Raw genomic sequence first — 16636 nt, forward strand, 5'->3', positions numbered from 1 at the left:
CGGGACACCCGGTCCACTGCTGTCATCACGCGCGACCTTCCGCGAACTCGCGCACGGCGGCCTGGTACTGCTCCTCGGAGCGGGCCAGGTATTTATCGACGAATTCCTGCCAAGCTTCTGGCGTCTTGGCGGATTCGACATAGTGCTTCTGGAACTTCTCGTCCCGGCCGTAGCTCTCACCGGCCAGGGTGAAATGCGCGCCGTTGGGCGCTTCCACCACGCCGTCGACCATCATGCGGTTGAGTAGCAGTGACTGCAGCGGAACGGTTTTCACCAGCTCCTCGGTCTCCACCACGCGTTCCACCGAGACATAGCGCCGCTGCGCCGCCAGGCAGAACAGGTCGTCGAAATAGGGATCGACGCCGGTGTAGGCGGCATTGCCGTGCGGGTCGCCCAGGTTCAGATGCACCAGCGCCGCATCGAGATTCAGCGCGGGCATGGCGATCAAAGTCTCCGGTGTGCCGTCTTGCCCCGGGTAGGGCGATGCGACCGTCTTCAGCTCGCCCTCCCAGAAGTTCGGGACATCCGAGCCGAGCCCGGCGCGGATCGGCAGGAATGGCAGTCGCGCCGCGGCCGCCTCCAGCCCGCACTGGAGCATGCCCTCGTCCATCTCGCGGGCGACCAGCGCGCCCGAGCTGCGCGCCTTGGCGAACCACGGATCGTAGAACGGCGGCGAATCCAGTGACACGAAGCCGTAATACGCCTTGCGGACCTTGCCCGCCGAGCAGAGCAGTCCGAGATCCGGACCGCCGTAACTCACCACGGTCAGGTCGGTGATGTCCGAGCGCAGGATGGCCCGCACCAGGGCCATCGGCTTGCGCCGCGAACCCCAGCCGCCGATGCCGATGGTCATTCCACTGCGCAGTTCGCCGACGACCTCGTCGAGCGACATTCGTTTGTCTCGCATGACTTTCCGCTCCTATTCGCCGGCCTTGCGCGCGGCCAGATCGTCGTCGAACCGGGCCCGGATCTCGTCCGCGACACCGGCCAGGTTCAGCTCGAAGGTGAAGCCCTGCTCGTAGCGGTAGCTGCGGTGCACGTCCTGCACGTCGATGCCGTTGAGCGCCCGCTTCGCCGCCCGGATCACCCGGCCGTCCTTGGCCGCGATGTTCTTGGCGACTTCCAGTGCGGCGGCGTCGAGTTCGGCGCGGGGGACCACCTGGTACACCGAGCCGAAGTGCTGTAGCTGCTGTGCGGTGATGGTGCTCGCGGTGTAGAACAGCGCCCGCATCAGATGCTGCGGCACCAGCCGCGATAGGTGCGTGGCCGCGCCGAGTGCGCCGCGGTCTACTTCGGGCAGGCCGAAAGTGGCGTCGTCGGAGGCGATTACGACGTCGGCGTTGCCGACGAGTCCGATGCCGCCGCCGAGGCAGAAGCCCTGCACGGCCGCGATCACCGGCACCGGGCAGTCGTAGACCGCGGCGAACGCCTCGAAGCAGCCGTGATTCGCGTCGATCAATGCCTGGTGGCCGGGTGTCCGCTGCATCTCCTTGATATCGACACCGGCATTGAATCCGCGGTTCTCCGCCCGCAGTACCACCACCTTGGTCTCCGGGTCGCGTCCGGCCGCGCGCAGCTCGTCCGCGATGGCGAACCAGCCGTCCGACGGTATGGCGTTGACCGGCGGGTAGTCGACCGTGACCACGGTGATCCCGGTTGATTCGGAGTGACGGTTGATCCCCATCGCGTGTCCCATCGTGCGTGCCGGACCGACCCGGCGGTCGAATAAGCCCAGCGCATTGGCGAAGCAAGCAGTTGCTTGGTAGGTTAGCACGGTGGCACTCGAAATCGATCTCGCCGGCAGCGTCGTTCTGGTCACCGGAGGTGTGCGCGGTGTGGGCGCTGGGGTGAGCAAGGCATTTCTCGCCGCGGGTGCGACCGTGATCGCCTGTGCGCGCCGACCGGCCGACGGCCCGGTGCGCAGCGGTGGACGGGAGATCGAATACCTGCCCTGCGATGTGCGCGATTCCGCCGCCGTGCGGGCCATGGTCGACTCGATCGTCGAGCGGCACGGCCACCTCGACCACCTGATCAACAACGCGGGCGGCGCTCCCTTCGCCCTCGCCGCCGACGCCGGCCGCAACTTCCACGCCAAGATCATCGAACTGAATCTACTTGCGCCGCTGCTGGTTTCGCAGGCCGCCAATGCAGTGATGCAGCAGCAGTCCAGTGGCGGATCGATCGTGATGGTCTCCAGCGTCAGCGGGCACCGGCCCTCGCCGGGCACCGCCGCCTACGGCGCCGCCAAGGCGGGCATCGACAGCCTCACCTCCTCGCTCGCCGTCGAATGGGCGCCCAAGGTCCGGGTCAACTCGCTCGTCGTCGGTCCCGTCGAGACCGAACAGAGTCAGCTGCACTACGGCGATCAGGACGGCATCGACGCGGTGGGGGAGACCATCCCGCTCGGGCGCATGGCCCGGCCCGAGGACATCGGCCGCTGTGCGGCCTTCCTCGCCTCACCGCTGGCCGCCTATGTCAGCGGCGCCACGCTACTCGTCCACGGCGGCGGCGAGCGCCCCGCATTCCTGGCCGCGTCGAATGCGGCTGTCGGCACTGTGCCGAATGCGGCCGTCGGCACTGTGCCGAATGCGGCCGTCGGCACTGTGGCGAACGCGGCGGCTTCCGGCCAAGGGCCCGCACAGGCCTGAACAAACCGAACCCGAAAACGAAGAGGACATAGGTTTATGGACACCGAGCAGATCTGCGCCGGGCGCACCGTCATCGTCACCGGCGCGGGCCGGGGGATCGGCCGGGCACATGCGCTGGCCTTCGCCGCCGCCGGAGCGCGTGTGGTGGTCAACGATCTCGGTTCCGCGCTCGACGGCGCGGAAACCAGCGAGACACCCGCCGAGCAGGTCGTCGCCGAGATCAAGGCACTGGGTGGCGAGGCCGTCGCCAACGGTGACGACATCGCGGACTGGGACGGCGCGCGCAACCTCATCCGGCAGGCCGTAGACACCTTCGGCGGTCTGGACGTGCTGGTCAACAATGCCGGTTTCGTGCGCGACCGGATGTTGGTCAACCTCGGCGAGGACGAATGGGATGCGGTGATCCGCGTTCATCTCAAGGGCCACTTCGCGACCATGCGGCACGCGATCGAGTATTGGCGCGGTGAGTCCAAGGCGGGCCGCCCGGTCGAGGCCCGCATCATCAACACCAGTTCGGGCGCGGGCCTGCAGGGCAGCGTCGGTCAGGGCAATTACGGCGCGGCCAAGGCGGGCATCGCGGGTCTCACCCTGACCGCGTCCGCCGAGTTCGCCCGCTACGGCGTCACCGTGAACGCCATCGCACCCGCCGCGCGCACCCGGATGACCGAGACCGTTTTCGCCGATACCATGACGGCGCCCGAGGACGGCTTCGACGCGATGGCGCCGGAGAACGTTTCCCCGCTGGTCGTCTGGCTCGGCAGTGCGCAATCCGCTCGCGTGACCGGACGGATGTTCGAGGTCGAGGGCGGCAAGGTGGCGCTCGCCGACGGCTGGCGGCACGGCGCCGCGGTCGATCGTGGCGCACGTTGGGAACCGGCCGAACTCGGTCCGGTCGTGGCCGACCTGATCGCGAAGGCGGTGCCGCCGGAGCCGGTGTACGGCGCCTGAGCGAGGGCGCGTAATCCATTGGGCGACATAGTGGTAGACGCGCGCTGGATTGCTCCGCCCGAGGGAATCAGCCCGCGCGGCTGGGTCGGAGACCATCGCCCATGCCTACGAGGCGACTACTCCAGCGTCGGTACGGAATTGATCGTCTCGTCGATTTAAGGATCACCTCGGCGCGTTGTCGACCAAACCCAACGGTATTCAATCCCCTTGGTGGAACACGAATCCGGCTCGGCGATCGCCGAGCCGGATTCGTGTAAGCCGACCCTGTATCCCACTGTTTTCGTGCGCATGGGTAAGTCGCATGGACGCCTATAACCCAACCCCGCACACCGCCGCCAGCCCACAACTCTCGGGGCATCGCAGGCGTGATCAACTCGCCAGGGAGTGCCTGACCCATGACGCAGTACGGTGCGGCCCGAAGGCCGCACCGTACTGCGCTGCAGGAGAACCTATTCGGTGCCATCCGGAGGGATTTCAGGCAGGCCCTCGCTTGCCCGCAACTTCTCCGCCATAGACGTGAGGAGGTTCTGAGATTCTTCCGACAGATCGAACGCTCTACTCGACAACCGCCGCAGTCCGTAGCCTTGCAGCTGGGACAACAACTCCAGATCGTGATCGATCTTGGCGGCATAGATGTCGTTGAAGAAGTAGTCCGGCTTGACCTTGAAGAACTTGGCCAGTGCAGCCACCGTTTCGTCCGACGGGTTGGTCCGCTGCCCCGACCGCAACTGGGAGAGGTACGGTTTGGAGATCGGATGCCCGGAGGCTGTCAGCGCAGCCGCAACCTCCGCGTTGGTGTGCGGCTTGCGCCCCGGGGGATGCACGGTTTCGAACAGCTTGTTCAGCCGCGCCGCGAAATCAGCCATTGTGACCCGCCCAATTCCCTTCACTGTACTAACAGTCGTTATCTCGGATACGTATCATCGATATTAGCGGCTCAGTAACTGAAAACCTACGCCTGATTCAGGATTTCCTTGAAGCTTCTAGGTACCGCTCCGGGGAAGTGGCTGCGACCGTTGCGTTTGCGGGTCACCCCAACGCCTCTTGCGAAGGGGTGGTGTCACCCGGTTCTGGCCCGTCGCAGGGGTGTTCCCGAACGGAATCATGATAGCCGAAAGATAGCTGACATCTCATGGAACTGGTCTGTAGCGGCGGTTGTGTGGCGTGCGACACGTTTTGGCGGCTCTGGGATGAACGTTCAACCAATCGTGGGGAATTGTTGACGCTCCTACAACCGCTCGATGATCGTGCCTGTCGCCAGTGCGCCACCCGCGCACATGAGCACCATCGCTGTACTTCCACCGGTTCGCTCCAGTTCGTGCAAAGCCGTTGTGATGAGCCGAGATCCGGTGGAGCCTACCGGATGTCCGAGTGCGATCGCACCACCGTTGACATTAACCCGGTCCATGTCCGGATTGTGTACGAAAGCCCACGAAAGTGCGACCGATGCGAAAGCCTCATTGATCTCGAATAGATCGATGTCGCCGATATTCATGCCGGATCGCTCCAGCAGCCGGGTGCAGGCCTGCACCGGTCCGTCGAGGTGGAACTCCGGCTCGGCGCCGACGAGCACCTGGGTGACGATCCGGGCGCGTGGCCGCAATCCTGCTCGCTGCGCGGCCTTTTCGTCCATCAGCAGTACCGCGGCCGCGCCGTCGGAGATCTGCGACGAGGTGCCTGCGGTGTGCACGCCGCCCTCGAGGACCGGCTTCAGCTTGGCGAGGCTCTCCAGGTTGGTATCCCGCAGGCCCTGGTCCCTGGTCACCTCGAGCTTCTCGCCGGTGAGGTTGCCCTCCTTGTCGACGGCCGGCGCGGTCACCGTGAGCACCTCGCGGTCGAAGCGGCCCTCGGCCCACGCCTGTGCGGCCCGCTGCTGTGAGCGCGCGCCGAGCGCGTCCACGTCGTCGCGAGTAATGCCGCGCCGCTTGGCAATTCGCTCTGCCGCCTCGAACTGGTTGGGCAGGTCGATATTCCAGGAGGCGGGCCTGCGCGGACCCGCGTTCGTACCGACGTTGGCGCCCAAGGGAACTCGGCTCATCGCCTCCACGCCGCAGGCCATGCCGATGTCGATGGCACCGGTCGCGATGAGCCCGGCGATCAGGTGGTTGGCCTGCTGCGCCGACCCGCACTGCGCGTCGATGGTGGTGGCGCCGACCTGCCACGGCAGCCCGGCATGCAGCCATGCGACGCGGGTGATGTTGTTGGACTGCTCGCCCGCCTGGGTGACGCAGCCACCGATGACCTGCTCGACGAGTGCCGGGTCGAGGTGCGCCTTGTCCAGCAGTCCGCGCTGGGCCAGACTGAGCAGTTCGACGGCGTGCAGGCCCGACAGCCAGCCTCCGCGCTTGCCGATCGGGGTACGAGCGGCCTCGACGATGACGGGTGTGCCCATGTCCGACCTTTCTTTAGGGACAGAAAACTGAAACGTGTATCCACGATAGCGCCAGGTGGATCCGTCCTGGTTCTTTCCTCATTCTTCCTCCTGTGCTTCAATGATTGTAGAACGTGTTTCAGTTTGTCGAAGGAGACATCTGGTGGTAGACCCCCGGAATGCCCGGCCGAATCTGCCGGAAGGGTTCGACGTCACGGACCCCGACATTTATGCCGAGCGACTCCCCGTCGAGGAGTATGCCGAATTGCGCCGCAGCGCGCCGATTTGGTGGAACCCACAGCCACCGGAGGTCGGTGGTTTCCACGACGACGGCTTCTGGGTGGTCAGCAAGCACGCCGACGTCAAGGAGATCTCGCGGCGCGGCGATGTGTTCTCCACCTTCGAGAACACCGCGATCCCGCGCTTCAACGACGACATCCAGCGTGAGCAGATCGAACTGCAGCGGCTGGTGCTGTTGAACATGGACGCGCCCGAGCACACCAAGCTGCGCAAGATCATCTCCCGTGGCTTCACCCCGCGCGCCATCAATGGCCTGCGCGCGGAACTGTCCAATCGCGCCCGCGAGATCGTCGAGGCCGCGGCCGAATCCGGGTCCGGTGACTTCGTCACCCAGGTCGCGTGCGAACTGCCGCTGCAGGCGATCGCCGAGCTGATCGGCATACCGCAGGAGGACCGGATGAAGGTCTTCACCTGGTCGAACGAGATGACCGGCTATGACGATCCGGACATCGATGTCGATCCGGTCGCGTCGTCCGCCGCGGTACTCGGCTACGCCTACGAAATGGCGGCGGCGCGCAAGGAATGTCCGGCCGACGACATTGTCACCACCCTGGTCCAGGCGGATGTCGACGGCGATCAGCTCTCGCCGGAGGAGTTCGGCTTCTTCGTGATCCTGCTGGCCGTCGCGGGCAACGAGACCACCCGTAATGCGATCACCCACGGCATGATGGCCTTCCTGGACAACCCCGATCAGTGGGAGCTGTTCAAGAAGCAGCGCCCGGCCACCGCGGTCGACGAGATCATTCGGTGGGCCACCCCAGTCACCTCGTTCCAGCGGACCGCGCTGGAAGACACCGAACTCGGCGGCGTAGCGATCAAGAAGGGCCAGCGGCTGGTCATGCTGTACCGGTCGGCCAACTTCGACGAGGATGTCTTCGAGAACCCGGAGAAGTTCGACATCATGCGAACCGGCAACCAGCACTTGTCCTTCGGCGGCACCGGCGCGCACTTCTGTGTCGGCGCGAACCTGGCCAGGCTGGAGGTCGAGCTGATCTTCAACGCCATCGCCGATCACCTGCCCGACATCACCAAGATCGGTGACCCGAAGCGGCTGCGCTCCGGCTGGCTCAACGGCATCAAGGAATTTCCGGTGGACTACAAGACCAAGGGTTGCCCGGTCGCCCACTGAGTTGCCCCGGTCGCCCACTGAGTCGGTTACGCCAAAGGGCCCTCGTACCGGTAGTCCCCAACCGGTTCGAGGGCCCTTTTCGCGTACCGAGGGGCGATACGCGGGTTTGTTTAGTCGACGCGTTCGGCGGTGGCCATGGCGCGGTCGACCTCCCAAAAGGCGCGCAGGGCAGCGATTTTGCCTGAATCGTCGACCCGGTAGGTGTACACGCCGTCGGCATCGATCTGATGTCCGCGGAGCTTGCTGCGGATGGTGCCGGTGAAGGCCACCTCCTTGCCGCAGGCGAACGAGTCGTTGAACAGGAACTCGATCGACTCGGTCTGGGCGATCACCTTGTCCCAGAACGCCGCGATGGCGTCGCGACCGCGGTGGCCCTTGCCTTCAGGGTCGAAACCCGAGGGGCCGACGGGATCTTCGACGATGCCGTCCGCGGCGAACAGGTCGAGCCATGCCTCTTTGTCGCGGGCCCGCACCGCGGTTTGGGAGGCCAGCCCGGCAACCCTGGCCGGATGTTCGGTGGTGGTGGCGGTCATCCCTGCTCCTTCGCGATGATCGGATTCTCGATGGGTGAACTTCACCGCCGCTGCGACCCAACCACCCACATCGAGAAGTACTGTGACCCACCGCCATACGCGTGTCCGAGCGCCTTCTTCGCGTTCTCGACCTGGTAGGCCCCGGCCCGTCCCATCACCTGCTTGGCTGCCTCGGCGAAGCGGATGAGACCGGAGGCGCCGATCGGATTCGAGGACAACACGCCGCCGGAGGGGTTGATCGGCAACGTGCCGCCGATTTCGGTCTCGCCCTTGTCGGTGAGCTTCCAGCCGTCGCCCGGCGGCACGAAGCCGAGGTTCTCCAGCCACATCGGCTCGAACCAGGAGAACGGCACGTAGATTTCGGCGACATCGATCTCGGCGAGCGGATCGGTGATACCCGCGGCCTTCCACAGCGCCGCCGCAGCATCCTGGCCGGCCTGGGGATTGACCTGGTCGCGTCCGGCGAAGAAGGTGGGCTCGGTGCGCATGGCGGTGCCGTGCACCCAGGCGACCTTCTTGCCGGCGGCTTCGACGGCGGTCGCCGCCTCCTCGTCACCGATCACCACCGCGCACGCGCCGTCGGAAGACGGGCAGGTTTCGTCGAATCGGATAGGATCCCAAAGCATTTGGGACGCCAGCACCTTCTCCAGCGTGATGTCCGGCTGGTGCAGGTGCGCGAGCGGGTTCTTGGCGCCATTACGGCGATCCTTCACCGCGACCATGGCGCCGATATGGCTCGGCGCGTTCGAGCGGCGAATGTAGGAACGGACGTGCGGCGCGAAGTAGCCGCCCGCGCCCGCGCCGACGGGCATGGTGAAGGGCACCGGAAACGACAACGCCCACATGGCATTCGACTCCGACTGCTTCTCCCACGCGATCGCGAGCACGCGCTTGTGCACCCCGGCCTGCACCAGGTTGGTGGCGACGATACCGGTGGAACCGCCGACGGACCCGGCGGTGTGCACGCGCAGCAGCGGTTTTCCGGTGGCGCCCAGGGCATCTGCGAGATACAGCTCGGGCATCATGACGCCCTCGAAAAAGTCCGGGGCCTTGCCGACGACCACCGCATCGATATCCGCGATGGTGAGCCCGGCATCGTCGAGCGCACGATCGATTGCCTCGCGGCACATGCCCGCCATGGACACGTCGGTTCGTTTCGTCACGTGATGGGTTTGTCCGGTGCCGAGCACCGCGGCCGGGAAGCTCATCGGCTGGTCTCCGATTCCAAAACAGTCACAAGGTTCTGCTGCAGCGCGGGGCCGCTGGTGGCATGGGCGAGGGCACGATTCGCGGTGCCCGCCATGATGGCGTCGGCCGCGAAGCCGATTCGTTCCAGGCCGACGGCGAACATCGGGTTGGCCGCGAGTGCGCCACCCGACGGGTTCACCTCGGTATCGGATGTCAGACCGATCGCCTCGGCGAGGATCAGCTGCTGGTGGCTGAACGGCGCATGCAGTTCCGCGATGTCGAACCCACTGGTGTCGCCACCGGTAACGGCTTGTGCCGCAGCCGAAGTCGAGGGTGAGACGGTGAGATCGCGGGCGCCGAGCACGGGGGTGTCCACGCGGTGCGCCATGCCGGTGATCCAGGCCGGTCGCTCGCAGAGCTCGCGGGCCCGATCGCCGACCGCGAGCACGATTGCCGCCGCGCCGTCGGTGACCGGTGCGCAGTCGTGCGCGCGCAGCGGGTCGGCGACATACGGTGTGGCGAGCAGGCTTTCGATATCGCCGCAGGCACCCGCGGCCACCGCCGCCATATCGCGTTCGGTCCAGCGTCCCGCGTCGAGTCCGGCGCGCGCCTGCAGGCCCGCGATGGAAAACGAATCCGGCCACAGCGGGGTGACCAGGTAGGGATCGAGCTGCATCGTGAGGATCTGACGCAGGTTGCCCGCGGAGGATTTACCGAATCCGTACACCAGGGCGGTCTTCGCTTGTCCGGAGCGAAGTTTCACGAATGCCTCGTAGAGCGCCCATGCGGCGTCCATTTCCACGTGGGATTCGTTGATCGGCGGCACCGCGCCGATGGCGTCGATCGCCGAGATGAACGAGAAGGCCCGTCCGGCCAGATAATCGGAGGAACCGGAGCACCAGAAGTCGATATCGGACTTGGTGATGCCGAGCTGGGCGTAGAGCTGCTGGAAGATCGGCACCAGCATCTCGACACCGTTTGTGGTGCCGAAGGTCTCCGGCACATGCGGTGCGTGGGCGAAACCCACGACCGCGATGTCGGTGGAATGGTCGGTCACGTGGGCCTCTCTAGAGGTGGTGCTTGTAGGTGTCGTACTCGGCGTCCGGCTCACCGGTGGGACGGAAGTGGTCCACGTTGCTCAGCGCGTAGCCCCATTCCTCGCGCGGTTTCCACACCGCTTCCACCCGCATGCCCATCCGCACTTCGCTCGCTTCGGTGCCGAGCACCAGGTGCAGAACCGGGATATCGGCACCGTCGAGCAGCACATAGGCCGCGACGTACGGTGGTTTGATCCGCTGGCCGAGGAACGGCACATTGACGATGCAGAAGGTGGTGACAATGCCGCGATCAGGCAGTTCGATGATTTCGTCGGTCGGCCTGCCGTCCGTCGGGTTCGCGCCGCGCGGGGGAAAATACACCTTGCCCGCGGCGTCGGTGCGCCCGCCGAGCAGCTTGCCCTCGGCCAGTCCGCGCAGGTAGATGGTCTCCTGTGGAGAGGCGCTGTGCGTATAGTTCAGGTCGACCGGCGTGGTGATCACCGTAACCGGCTCGCCGTCGGCAGCGGATTGCGCTGGTGCGTTGGATTTTTCGCCGGGCTCGAAGCAGGCGATGTCCTTGATGCTGCCGGTGGTCTCGGCGGCCCACCTGACGGTCACGCGCTGGCCGGTGTGGATATCCTCGGGCGCGGCCACGTCGACGGCGTGCAGCAGCGCGGTGTCCGCACCGTCGAGCTTGATCAGTGCCCAAGCGAAGGGGCGATCGAACGGCTGGCCGGGCAGCGGATCGCGAACCCAGGTCCACGATTCGACCGTGCCGGTATCGGCCACGTCGACGAACTCGGTCAGCGGTAAGGAGGTGATCGGATCATATTCCGGCGGCGGCACGTGCACCCGCCCATCCGTGCCGCGTACGCCGACGATCTTGCGGGCGCGTAGCGCGGTCAGGAACTTGCCGACGGTCGGTCCGACGTACCGGGTGTAGTCGAATTGCACCCGAAGGGGCGCGCTGAGTACATCGGGTGCGGCACCGATTCTCGGGTCGCTGCGCTCCTGCTCGCCGGTGTTCAAATCCGACCCTCTCTCATCCGCGATTGTGCCGGATGCAGTATTCCGCTGAGTCACAATGTTGAGTAGAACAGGTTCTTATTCTGCTGGCAAGCAGTTGGGTGAAAGGGTCCATCATGAAGTTCGGATTGCAGCTCGGGTACTGGGGTGCGACACCGCCGGAAAATGCGGGTGATTTGGTGCTTGCGGCGGAGGATGCCGGATTCGACGCGGTGTTCGCCGCCGAGTCGTGGGGGTCGGATGCGTTCGGTCCGCTGACCTGGTGGGGATCGTCGACAAATCGGGTGCGTCTGGGAACTTCGGTGGTGCAGATGTCGGCCCGTACCCCGGCGGCGACCGCAATGCACGCACTGACCCTCGACCACCTCAGCGGCGGCCGGGCGATCCTCGGACTCGGCGTCTCCGGGCCGCAGGTGGTGGAGGGCTGGTACGGCCAGCCGTTCGCCAAGCCGTTGCAACGGACCCGGGAGTACGTCGGCATCATTCGGCGAGTGCTGCAGCGGCAGGGGCCGGTCACCAGCGACGGTCCGCACTACCCGCTGCCCTACTCGGGGCCTGGCTCGACCGGGCTCGGCAAGCCGTTGAAGCCGATCGTGCATCCGCTACGTGCGGATTTGCCGATCTGGCTGGGTGCGGAAGGGCCGAAGAACGTGGCGCTGACCGCGGAGATCGCCGACGGCTGGCTCGCGATCTACTACGCGCCCCGGCTGGCCGGGATGTACAACGACTGGTTGGACGAGGGTTTCGCCAGGGCCGGTGCGCGCCGGTCGCGGGAGGACTTCGAGATTGCCGCGAGCTGCCAGGTGGTGCTCACCGACGATCCCGCGAGCGAAATCGAGCGGATGCGCTGGATCATGTCGCTTTACATCGGCGGCATGGGTGCGCCGGAACTGAATTTCCACGCCCAGGTCTACCGGCGGATGGGCTACGAGCGTGAGGTGGACGAGATCGGCAAGCTGTTCATGGCGGGCAAGAAGGCCGAGGCGGCCGCGGTCGTGCCGGACGAGATGATTATGGATACCGCGATCATCGGCGACGAGGAGCATGTTCGTAAGCAACTGCGGGTCTGGGACGCGGCCGGCGTCACCATGATGTTGGTGTCCGTGCCCGACCCCGGGCAATTGCATCGGCTCGCACCCCTTGTCGATATGTAGAACACGTTCTAGATTCAAAGTGTGACGACGCAGGAGTCAGTAGAAATTCTCGGTCTGTGGAACATTGCGAACGCCGAACCCGATCGGATCGCCCTGGTGGATCCCTCGGGCCGGGAGGTGAGCTATCGCGAATTGTCCACCCTCGCCAACCGATACGGCACCGGCCTGCGGTCGTTGGGCCTACAGCCGGGCGACGTGCTGGTCAGCATGGTGCACAACAGTGTGGAGGCGGTCGCCGCCTACTTCGCGGCCTACCAGGCCGGGCTGTACATCGTCGCGGTGAACTGGCACCTGACCGGGCCGGAGGTCGCCTACATCCTGTCCGACAGCGAGGCGAAGGCGTTCATCGCCAGTGACCGCTTCGCCGCGGCCGCGATCGCCGCCGCCGACGAGGCCGGATTGCCTGCCTCGGCACGCTTTTCGGTGGGCGAGATCGAGGGCTTCAAGTCGGTGGCCTGGCTCGGCGCCGCCGACACCGGTCGGCCGGACAACCGGACCACCGGTGCGCCGATGCTCTATACCTCGGGAACCACCGGTCGCCCCAAGGGCGTTCGCCGCCCGCTCACCGGGGCCGACCCGGATGTCGTTGCGCCATATACGAATGCCTTCTTCAGCCTGTTCGCGCTGGCGCCCTACGACGATCACGTGCACATCTGTGGCTCGCCGCTCTACCACACGGCGGTGCTGAACTGGGCGACCATCTCGATTCAGTTGGGGCACAAGGTTGTTCTGATGGATCGCTGGGACGCCGAAGAGATGTTGCGGCTCATCGAGAAGTATCGGGTGACCCACAGCCACATGGTGCCCACCCAGTTCCATCGACTGCTGGCACTGCCCGCGCAGGTGCGCGCCAAGTACGACGTGTCCTCGCTGCGCAGCATGGTGCACGGCGCGGCGCCGTGCCCGCAGGAGACCAAGCGACAGATGCTGGAGTGGTGGGGCCCTACGGTCACCGAGTACTACGCGGCCACCGAGGGCGGCGGCACGGTGATCAACGGGACCGAGTGGCTGCTCAAGCCGGGCTCGGTCGGCAAGGCCTGGCCCTGGTCGGTGGTCAAGGTGCTCAGCGAGGAAGACGGCGGCGAGCTGCCCGCGGGGGAGCCCGGCCTGGTCTACATGCGGATGGGCGCTTCGAGTTTCGAGTACCACCACGACAAGGCGAAGACCGAGGATTCGCGGGTCGGTGACCTGTTCACCGTCGGCGACATCGGCCACCTCGATGAGGACGGCTACCTCTACCTGCACGACCGTCGGTCGGATCTGATTCTGTCCGGCGGGGTGAACATCTACCCGGCTGAAATCGAGAGCGTGCTGATCACCCATCCGAAGGTCGCGGATGTCGCGGTGTTCGGTCTGCCGCACGCGGATTGGGGCCAGGAGGTGAAGGCGGTGGTGCAGCCCGCGAATGGTTTCGAGGGCGACGAGGAACTGACCGCCGAGCTGCTCGCTTTCGCCGCAACACAATTGGCGAAGTACAAGATGCCGCGCTCGATCGATTATTTGCCGGAGCTGCCGCGAGACCCGAACGGCAAGATGTACAAGCGCAAGCTCAAAGAAAGCTACAGCGTTTGATTGCAGCGCCTGCGGCGCTGCGTGTTCGTGGCCCCCTTGGGCTCACGTCCGAGCGACCGATGCTCACGACTTCGTCGCAATCGCATCGGCCACTCGGACGCGAGCCGGGCCGCGAACGGGCCGCTCGTAAGACAGAGAGTATGTAGGGGAGCCCCGCGGTAGCCGTCCTGACTCTTCGTAAGACAGAGCGCGTGGTGGTCGCCGGAGGGTGCTCCGGTCTCAGACCGGTTCCCGCAGTTCGGGAGGCAGGCCGAACAAGGGGAACAGCTTCTCGGTGTCGAGGAAGAAGTTGAGTCCGGCGATGGTGCCGTTGTCGAGTTCCAGCACGGTGACCGACCACGGGATCCACACGCCCGGCTCGTCACCGGGCTTGTAGTGGCCGAAGGCGGGCAGGCCGTTGGCACCCTCCAACTGGACCAGCCGGGAATCGCGGCACGCCTGGCCGGTGCCGAGCATGAACGCGGTCACGTTCTCCGGACCGGAGATCCACAGCTTCAGCGGCGGCATCGACAGCGCCACATCGGCTTTCAGCAGCGTGGTCAGCGTGTCCATGTCGTAGGCCTCGAAGGCCTTGACGAAGTCGTCGACCAGCTTGCGCTGGTCCTCATCGGTCTCGTCGTAGTTGTCCGTGGTGGTCGGCTGGACCTTCGACATGGTGGCCCTGGCCCGCTGTAGCGCGCTGTTCACCGATGCGGGTGACATAGTGAGCGCTTCGGCGGTCTCGCTGGCCGAGAAGCGCAGCACCTCGCGCATGATCAGAATGGCGCGCTGGGTGGCGGGCAGATGCTGACAGGCCGCGACGAAGGCCAGTCGCAGGGTGTCCTTTGTGCTGACGTGCTCGGCGGGATCCGAGCCGAACGCCAGCGCATTCGGGATCGGCTCGATCCAGACATAGTCCGGCTGCGGCATGGGCAGCGGGGAATCCGGCCGCGACGGCCCCGACAGGTCCATCGGCCTGGCGCGCCGCTGCGGACCGTCGATCATGTCCAGGCAGACATTGGTGGCGATCCGGTACAGCCAGGAACGTAGGCTGGCCCGTCCTTCGAACGAGTCGTAGGACTTCCAGGCGCGGGTGAAAGTCTCCTGCACCGCGTCTTCGGCCTCGAAGGAGGATCCGAGCATTCGATAGGCGTAAGCGCACAGCTCCCGCCGATGGCCCTCGAAGGACGAGAGGACTTCCGGGGCGAGGCCGGCGGTTTTGCCGGACAGGTCGGTCATGGCTGTCACCCTGCCACAGCCCACCGACACGGCGCAGACCCGAAAGCCTCCTACCTGCGCAATCAAGATCATCAGCGCTGCCGCAGGTCCGGTTGCACGGCTGTGTCCGGCATTACGACACCGGGCAGCGATGAGTTCTCGGTCGATGGTCCGTCTGTATTTGTGACCGAAAAAGACGGACCACACGACGGACCGACAGAAGGACGCCGAACATGAGCAGCAAGATGATCTTCATCAACCTCCCCGTCGCCGATCTGGGCCGGTCGAAGAACTTCTACCAGGCTCTCGGCTGGAAGGTGAACCAGGACTTCACCGATGACAATGCCGCCTGCATCGTGGTCGACGACAACATATGTCTGATGCTGCTGACCAAGGATTTCTTCCTGACCTTCAGCAAGCGCCCACTCGCCGACACGGTCTCGAACATCAGCGCCGCCTATGCGCTGGCGCTGTCGGGCGCCGAGGAGGTCGACACGCTCACCGCCGCGGCGTTGGCGTCCGGTGCGACCGAGGAGGTCAACGAGGACAAGCGGGCGCAGGAAGCGCAGGTCGGCATGCACGGCCGCACCTTCATCGATCCCGACGGCCACCAGTGGGAGCCGTTCTGGATGGACTACCCCGGCGGGAGCTGAGCCCCACCGCGAGAAACCCCCGGCGCGGAAGGCGCCGGGGGTCCTTTGTTTTCAGTTGCCGGTGAAAGTGGGCTTGCGCTTCTCGGCGAAGGCCTTCGGCCCTTCCTTCGCGTCGGCCGAGCGGAAGACCGCCATGCCCAGCTTCGCGTCGATCTGGAAGGCATCTTCCTCGGGCAGGCATTCGGTTTCCCGGATGGTGCGCAGAATCGCCTGCACGGCGAGCGGGCCGTTGGCGGCGATCTGCGCGGCCAGCTCCAGCGCCTTGTCCAGCGCGGTCCCGTCCGGAACAACGTGCCCGATCAGGCCGATCTCCTTGGCCTCGGCGGCGGTGACGTGCCGACCGGTCAGCAGGATGTCCGCGGCCACGGTGTAGGGCACCTGGCGGACCAGCCGCACCGCCGAACCACCGAGTGGGAACAGGCCCCAACGCGCCTCGGACACACCGAATTTCGCGCTCTCGCCAGCCACCCGGATGTCGGTGCCCTGCAGGATCTCGGTACCACCCGCGATGGCCGCGCCCTCCACCGCCGCGATCAGCGGCTTGGTAAGCCTGCGGCCCTTGAGCAGCGCCTCGATCTTGGACAGATCCCAGCCGCCACCGGCGAACGAATCACCGGGGTGCTGCGCGGTCATCGCCTTCAGATCCGCGCCGGCGCAGAACGCGCCGCCCGCGCCGGTCAAGATCGCGACGCGGATGTCGGGATCGTTGTCCACCTGGTCCCAGGCGTCGCGCATGATCGCCATCATCTCGCCCGACAACGCGTTGCGGGCCTCGGGGCGATTCATGGTGACGATGAGGACGTGATCGCTCTTCTCGACGAGGCAATCTGGCATTGCTGATTCTCCTGACTTTCAAGCCTTGTCAGAAACAGTAACACGT

At 65.7% G+C, this 16636-nt stretch carries 16 protein-coding genes; 6 read left to right on the forward strand and 10 right to left on the reverse strand.

Features of this window, described 5'->3' with window-relative positions; genetic code table 11:
* Positions 1–25 precede the first annotated feature (25 nt).
* Positions 26–907: a CoA transferase subunit A gene (locus ACV7NQ_RS19490; RefSeq protein ID WP_463360962.1), complete on the reverse strand. Its 882-nt coding sequence runs from the start codon at positions 905–907 to the stop codon at positions 26–28.
* Positions 908–919: 12 nt separating this feature from the next.
* Entirely contained in the window at positions 920–1684 is a 765-nt protein-coding gene (locus ACV7NQ_RS19495; RefSeq protein ID WP_463360963.1) for an enoyl-CoA hydratase family protein, read from the reverse strand.
* A gap of 91 nt (positions 1685–1775) precedes the next feature.
* Here ACV7NQ_RS19495 and ACV7NQ_RS19500 point away from each other — a divergent pair, with 91 nt between their 5' ends.
* Together ACV7NQ_RS19500 and ACV7NQ_RS19505 are read left to right on the forward strand one after the other, a co-directional pair.
* A complete protein-coding gene (locus tag ACV7NQ_RS19500; protein WP_463360964.1) occupies positions 1776–2648 on the forward strand; it encodes an SDR family oxidoreductase in 873 nt (290 codons plus the stop codon).
* Between the two features lie 36 nt (positions 2649–2684).
* A complete protein-coding gene (locus tag ACV7NQ_RS19505) occupies positions 2685–3596 on the forward strand; it encodes an SDR family oxidoreductase (RefSeq protein ID WP_463360965.1) in 912 nt (303 codons plus the stop codon).
* Between the two features lie 449 nt (positions 3597–4045).
* Here ACV7NQ_RS19505 and ACV7NQ_RS19510 read toward each other — a convergent pair whose 3' ends face one another.
* Together ACV7NQ_RS19510 and ACV7NQ_RS19515 are read right to left on the reverse strand one after the other, a co-directional pair.
* Complete coding sequence (locus ACV7NQ_RS19510; RefSeq protein ID WP_011207048.1) at positions 4046–4462, reverse strand: helix-turn-helix domain-containing protein; 417 nt, start codon at positions 4460–4462, stop codon at positions 4046–4048.
* 362 nt (positions 4463–4824) lie between these two features.
* The gene (locus ACV7NQ_RS19515; RefSeq protein WP_463360966.1) at positions 4825–5988 is read right to left on the reverse strand and encodes a steroid 3-ketoacyl-CoA thiolase; all 1164 of its coding nucleotides are present in this window, start codon (positions 5986–5988) and stop codon (positions 4825–4827) included.
* Between the two features lie 100 nt (positions 5989–6088).
* On the opposite strand from ACV7NQ_RS19515, the gene ACV7NQ_RS19520 reads away from it, so the two are divergent.
* Complete coding sequence (locus ACV7NQ_RS19520) at positions 6089–7396, forward strand: cytochrome P450 (RefSeq protein WP_463360967.1); 1308 nt, start codon at positions 6089–6091, stop codon at positions 7394–7396.
* Between the two features lie 110 nt (positions 7397–7506).
* Here the strand turns inward: ACV7NQ_RS19520 and ACV7NQ_RS19525 are convergent, their stop codons facing one another.
* The 4 genes from ACV7NQ_RS19525 to ACV7NQ_RS19540 are packed head-to-tail and all read right to left on the reverse strand — an operon-like array spanning position 7507 to position 11183.
* Positions 7507–7929 carry a nuclear transport factor 2 family protein gene (locus tag ACV7NQ_RS19525; RefSeq protein ID WP_463360968.1) on the reverse strand — a complete coding sequence of 141 codons (423 nt, stop codon included), beginning with the start codon at positions 7927–7929 and terminating at the stop codon, positions 7507–7509.
* 41 nt (positions 7930–7970) lie between these two features.
* Complete coding sequence (locus ACV7NQ_RS19530; RefSeq protein ID WP_463360969.1) at positions 7971–9137, reverse strand: thiolase domain-containing protein; 1167 nt, start codon at positions 9135–9137, stop codon at positions 7971–7973.
* Positions 9134–10174, reverse strand: coding sequence for a thiolase domain-containing protein (locus tag ACV7NQ_RS19535; RefSeq protein ID WP_463360970.1), 1041 nt, complete (start codon positions 10172–10174; stop codon positions 9134–9136). The genes ACV7NQ_RS19530 and ACV7NQ_RS19535 overlap by 4 nt, the downstream gene beginning before the upstream one ends.
* Positions 10175–10184: 10 nt before the next feature.
* Positions 10185–11183, reverse strand: a complete 999-nt coding sequence (locus tag ACV7NQ_RS19540; RefSeq protein WP_463360971.1) for a Zn-ribbon domain-containing OB-fold protein — start codon at positions 11181–11183, stop codon at positions 10185–10187.
* A gap of 113 nt (positions 11184–11296) precedes the next feature.
* On the opposite strand from ACV7NQ_RS19540, the gene ACV7NQ_RS19545 reads away from it, so the two are divergent.
* Positions 11297–12334: an LLM class F420-dependent oxidoreductase gene (locus tag ACV7NQ_RS19545; protein WP_463360972.1), complete on the forward strand. Its 1038-nt coding sequence runs from the start codon at positions 11297–11299 to the stop codon at positions 12332–12334.
* Positions 12335–12355: 21 nt separating this feature from the next.
* Positions 12356–13906 carry an acyl-CoA synthetase gene (locus tag ACV7NQ_RS19550; RefSeq protein ID WP_463360973.1) on the forward strand — a complete coding sequence of 517 codons (1551 nt, stop codon included), beginning with the start codon at positions 12356–12358 and terminating at the stop codon, positions 13904–13906.
* Between the two features lie 219 nt (positions 13907–14125).
* Here the strand turns inward: ACV7NQ_RS19550 and ACV7NQ_RS19555 are convergent, their stop codons facing one another.
* Entirely contained in the window at positions 14126–15124 is a 999-nt protein-coding gene (locus ACV7NQ_RS19555) for a sigma-70 family RNA polymerase sigma factor (protein ID WP_463360974.1), read from the reverse strand.
* Between the two features lie 212 nt (positions 15125–15336).
* Between ACV7NQ_RS19555 and ACV7NQ_RS19560 the strand changes: the two genes are divergently transcribed.
* Entirely contained in the window at positions 15337–15756 is a 420-nt protein-coding gene (locus ACV7NQ_RS19560) for a VOC family protein (protein WP_463360975.1), read from the forward strand.
* A 51-nt stretch (positions 15757–15807) separates the two neighbouring features.
* On the opposite strand, the gene ACV7NQ_RS19565 is transcribed toward ACV7NQ_RS19560, so the two are convergent.
* The gene (locus ACV7NQ_RS19565) at positions 15808–16590 is read right to left on the reverse strand and encodes a crotonase/enoyl-CoA hydratase family protein (protein WP_463360976.1); all 783 of its coding nucleotides are present in this window, start codon (positions 16588–16590) and stop codon (positions 15808–15810) included.
* Positions 16591–16636 lie beyond the last annotated feature (46 nt).

Source organism: Nocardia sp. Tas62D01, assembly GCF_055232035.1.

What these genes read in the sequence shown, in the direction of transcription:
- ACV7NQ_RS19565 (WP_463360976.1), bottom strand. Translation starts at nt 16,590, where the DNA reads ATGCCAGATTGCCTCGTCGAGAAGAGCGATCACGTCCTCATCGTCACC.
- ACV7NQ_RS19520 (WP_463360967.1), top strand. Translation starts at nt 6,089, where the DNA reads ATGATTGTAGAACGTGTTTCAGTTTGTCGAAGGAGACATCTGGTGGTA.
- ACV7NQ_RS19490 (WP_463360962.1), bottom strand. Translation starts at nt 907, where the DNA reads ATGCGAGACAAACGAATGTCGCTCGACGAGGTCGTCGGCGAACTGCGC.
- ACV7NQ_RS19530 (WP_463360969.1), bottom strand. Translation starts at nt 9,137, where the DNA reads ATGAGCTTCCCGGCCGCGGTGCTCGGCACCGGACAAACCCATCACGTG.
- ACV7NQ_RS19495 (WP_463360963.1), bottom strand. Translation starts at nt 1,684, where the DNA reads ATGGGGATCAACCGTCACTCCGAATCAACCGGGATCACCGTGGTCACG.
- ACV7NQ_RS19555 (WP_463360974.1), bottom strand. Translation starts at nt 15,124, where the DNA reads ATGACCGACCTGTCCGGCAAAACCGCCGGCCTCGCCCCGGAAGTCCTC.
- ACV7NQ_RS19560 (WP_463360975.1), top strand. Translation starts at nt 15,337, where the DNA reads ATGAGCAGCAAGATGATCTTCATCAACCTCCCCGTCGCCGATCTGGGC.
- ACV7NQ_RS19525 (WP_463360968.1), bottom strand. Translation starts at nt 7,929, where the DNA reads ATGACCGCCACCACCACCGAACATCCGGCCAGGGTTGCCGGGCTGGCC.
- ACV7NQ_RS19510 (WP_011207048.1), bottom strand. Translation starts at nt 4,462, where the DNA reads ATGGCTGATTTCGCGGCGCGGCTGAACAAGCTGTTCGAAACCGTGCAT.
- ACV7NQ_RS19505 (WP_463360965.1), top strand. Translation starts at nt 2,685, where the DNA reads ATGGACACCGAGCAGATCTGCGCCGGGCGCACCGTCATCGTCACCGGC.
- ACV7NQ_RS19515 (WP_463360966.1), bottom strand. Translation starts at nt 5,988, where the DNA reads ATGGGCACACCCGTCATCGTCGAGGCCGCTCGTACCCCGATCGGCAAG.
- ACV7NQ_RS19545 (WP_463360972.1), top strand. Translation starts at nt 11,297, where the DNA reads ATGAAGTTCGGATTGCAGCTCGGGTACTGGGGTGCGACACCGCCGGAA.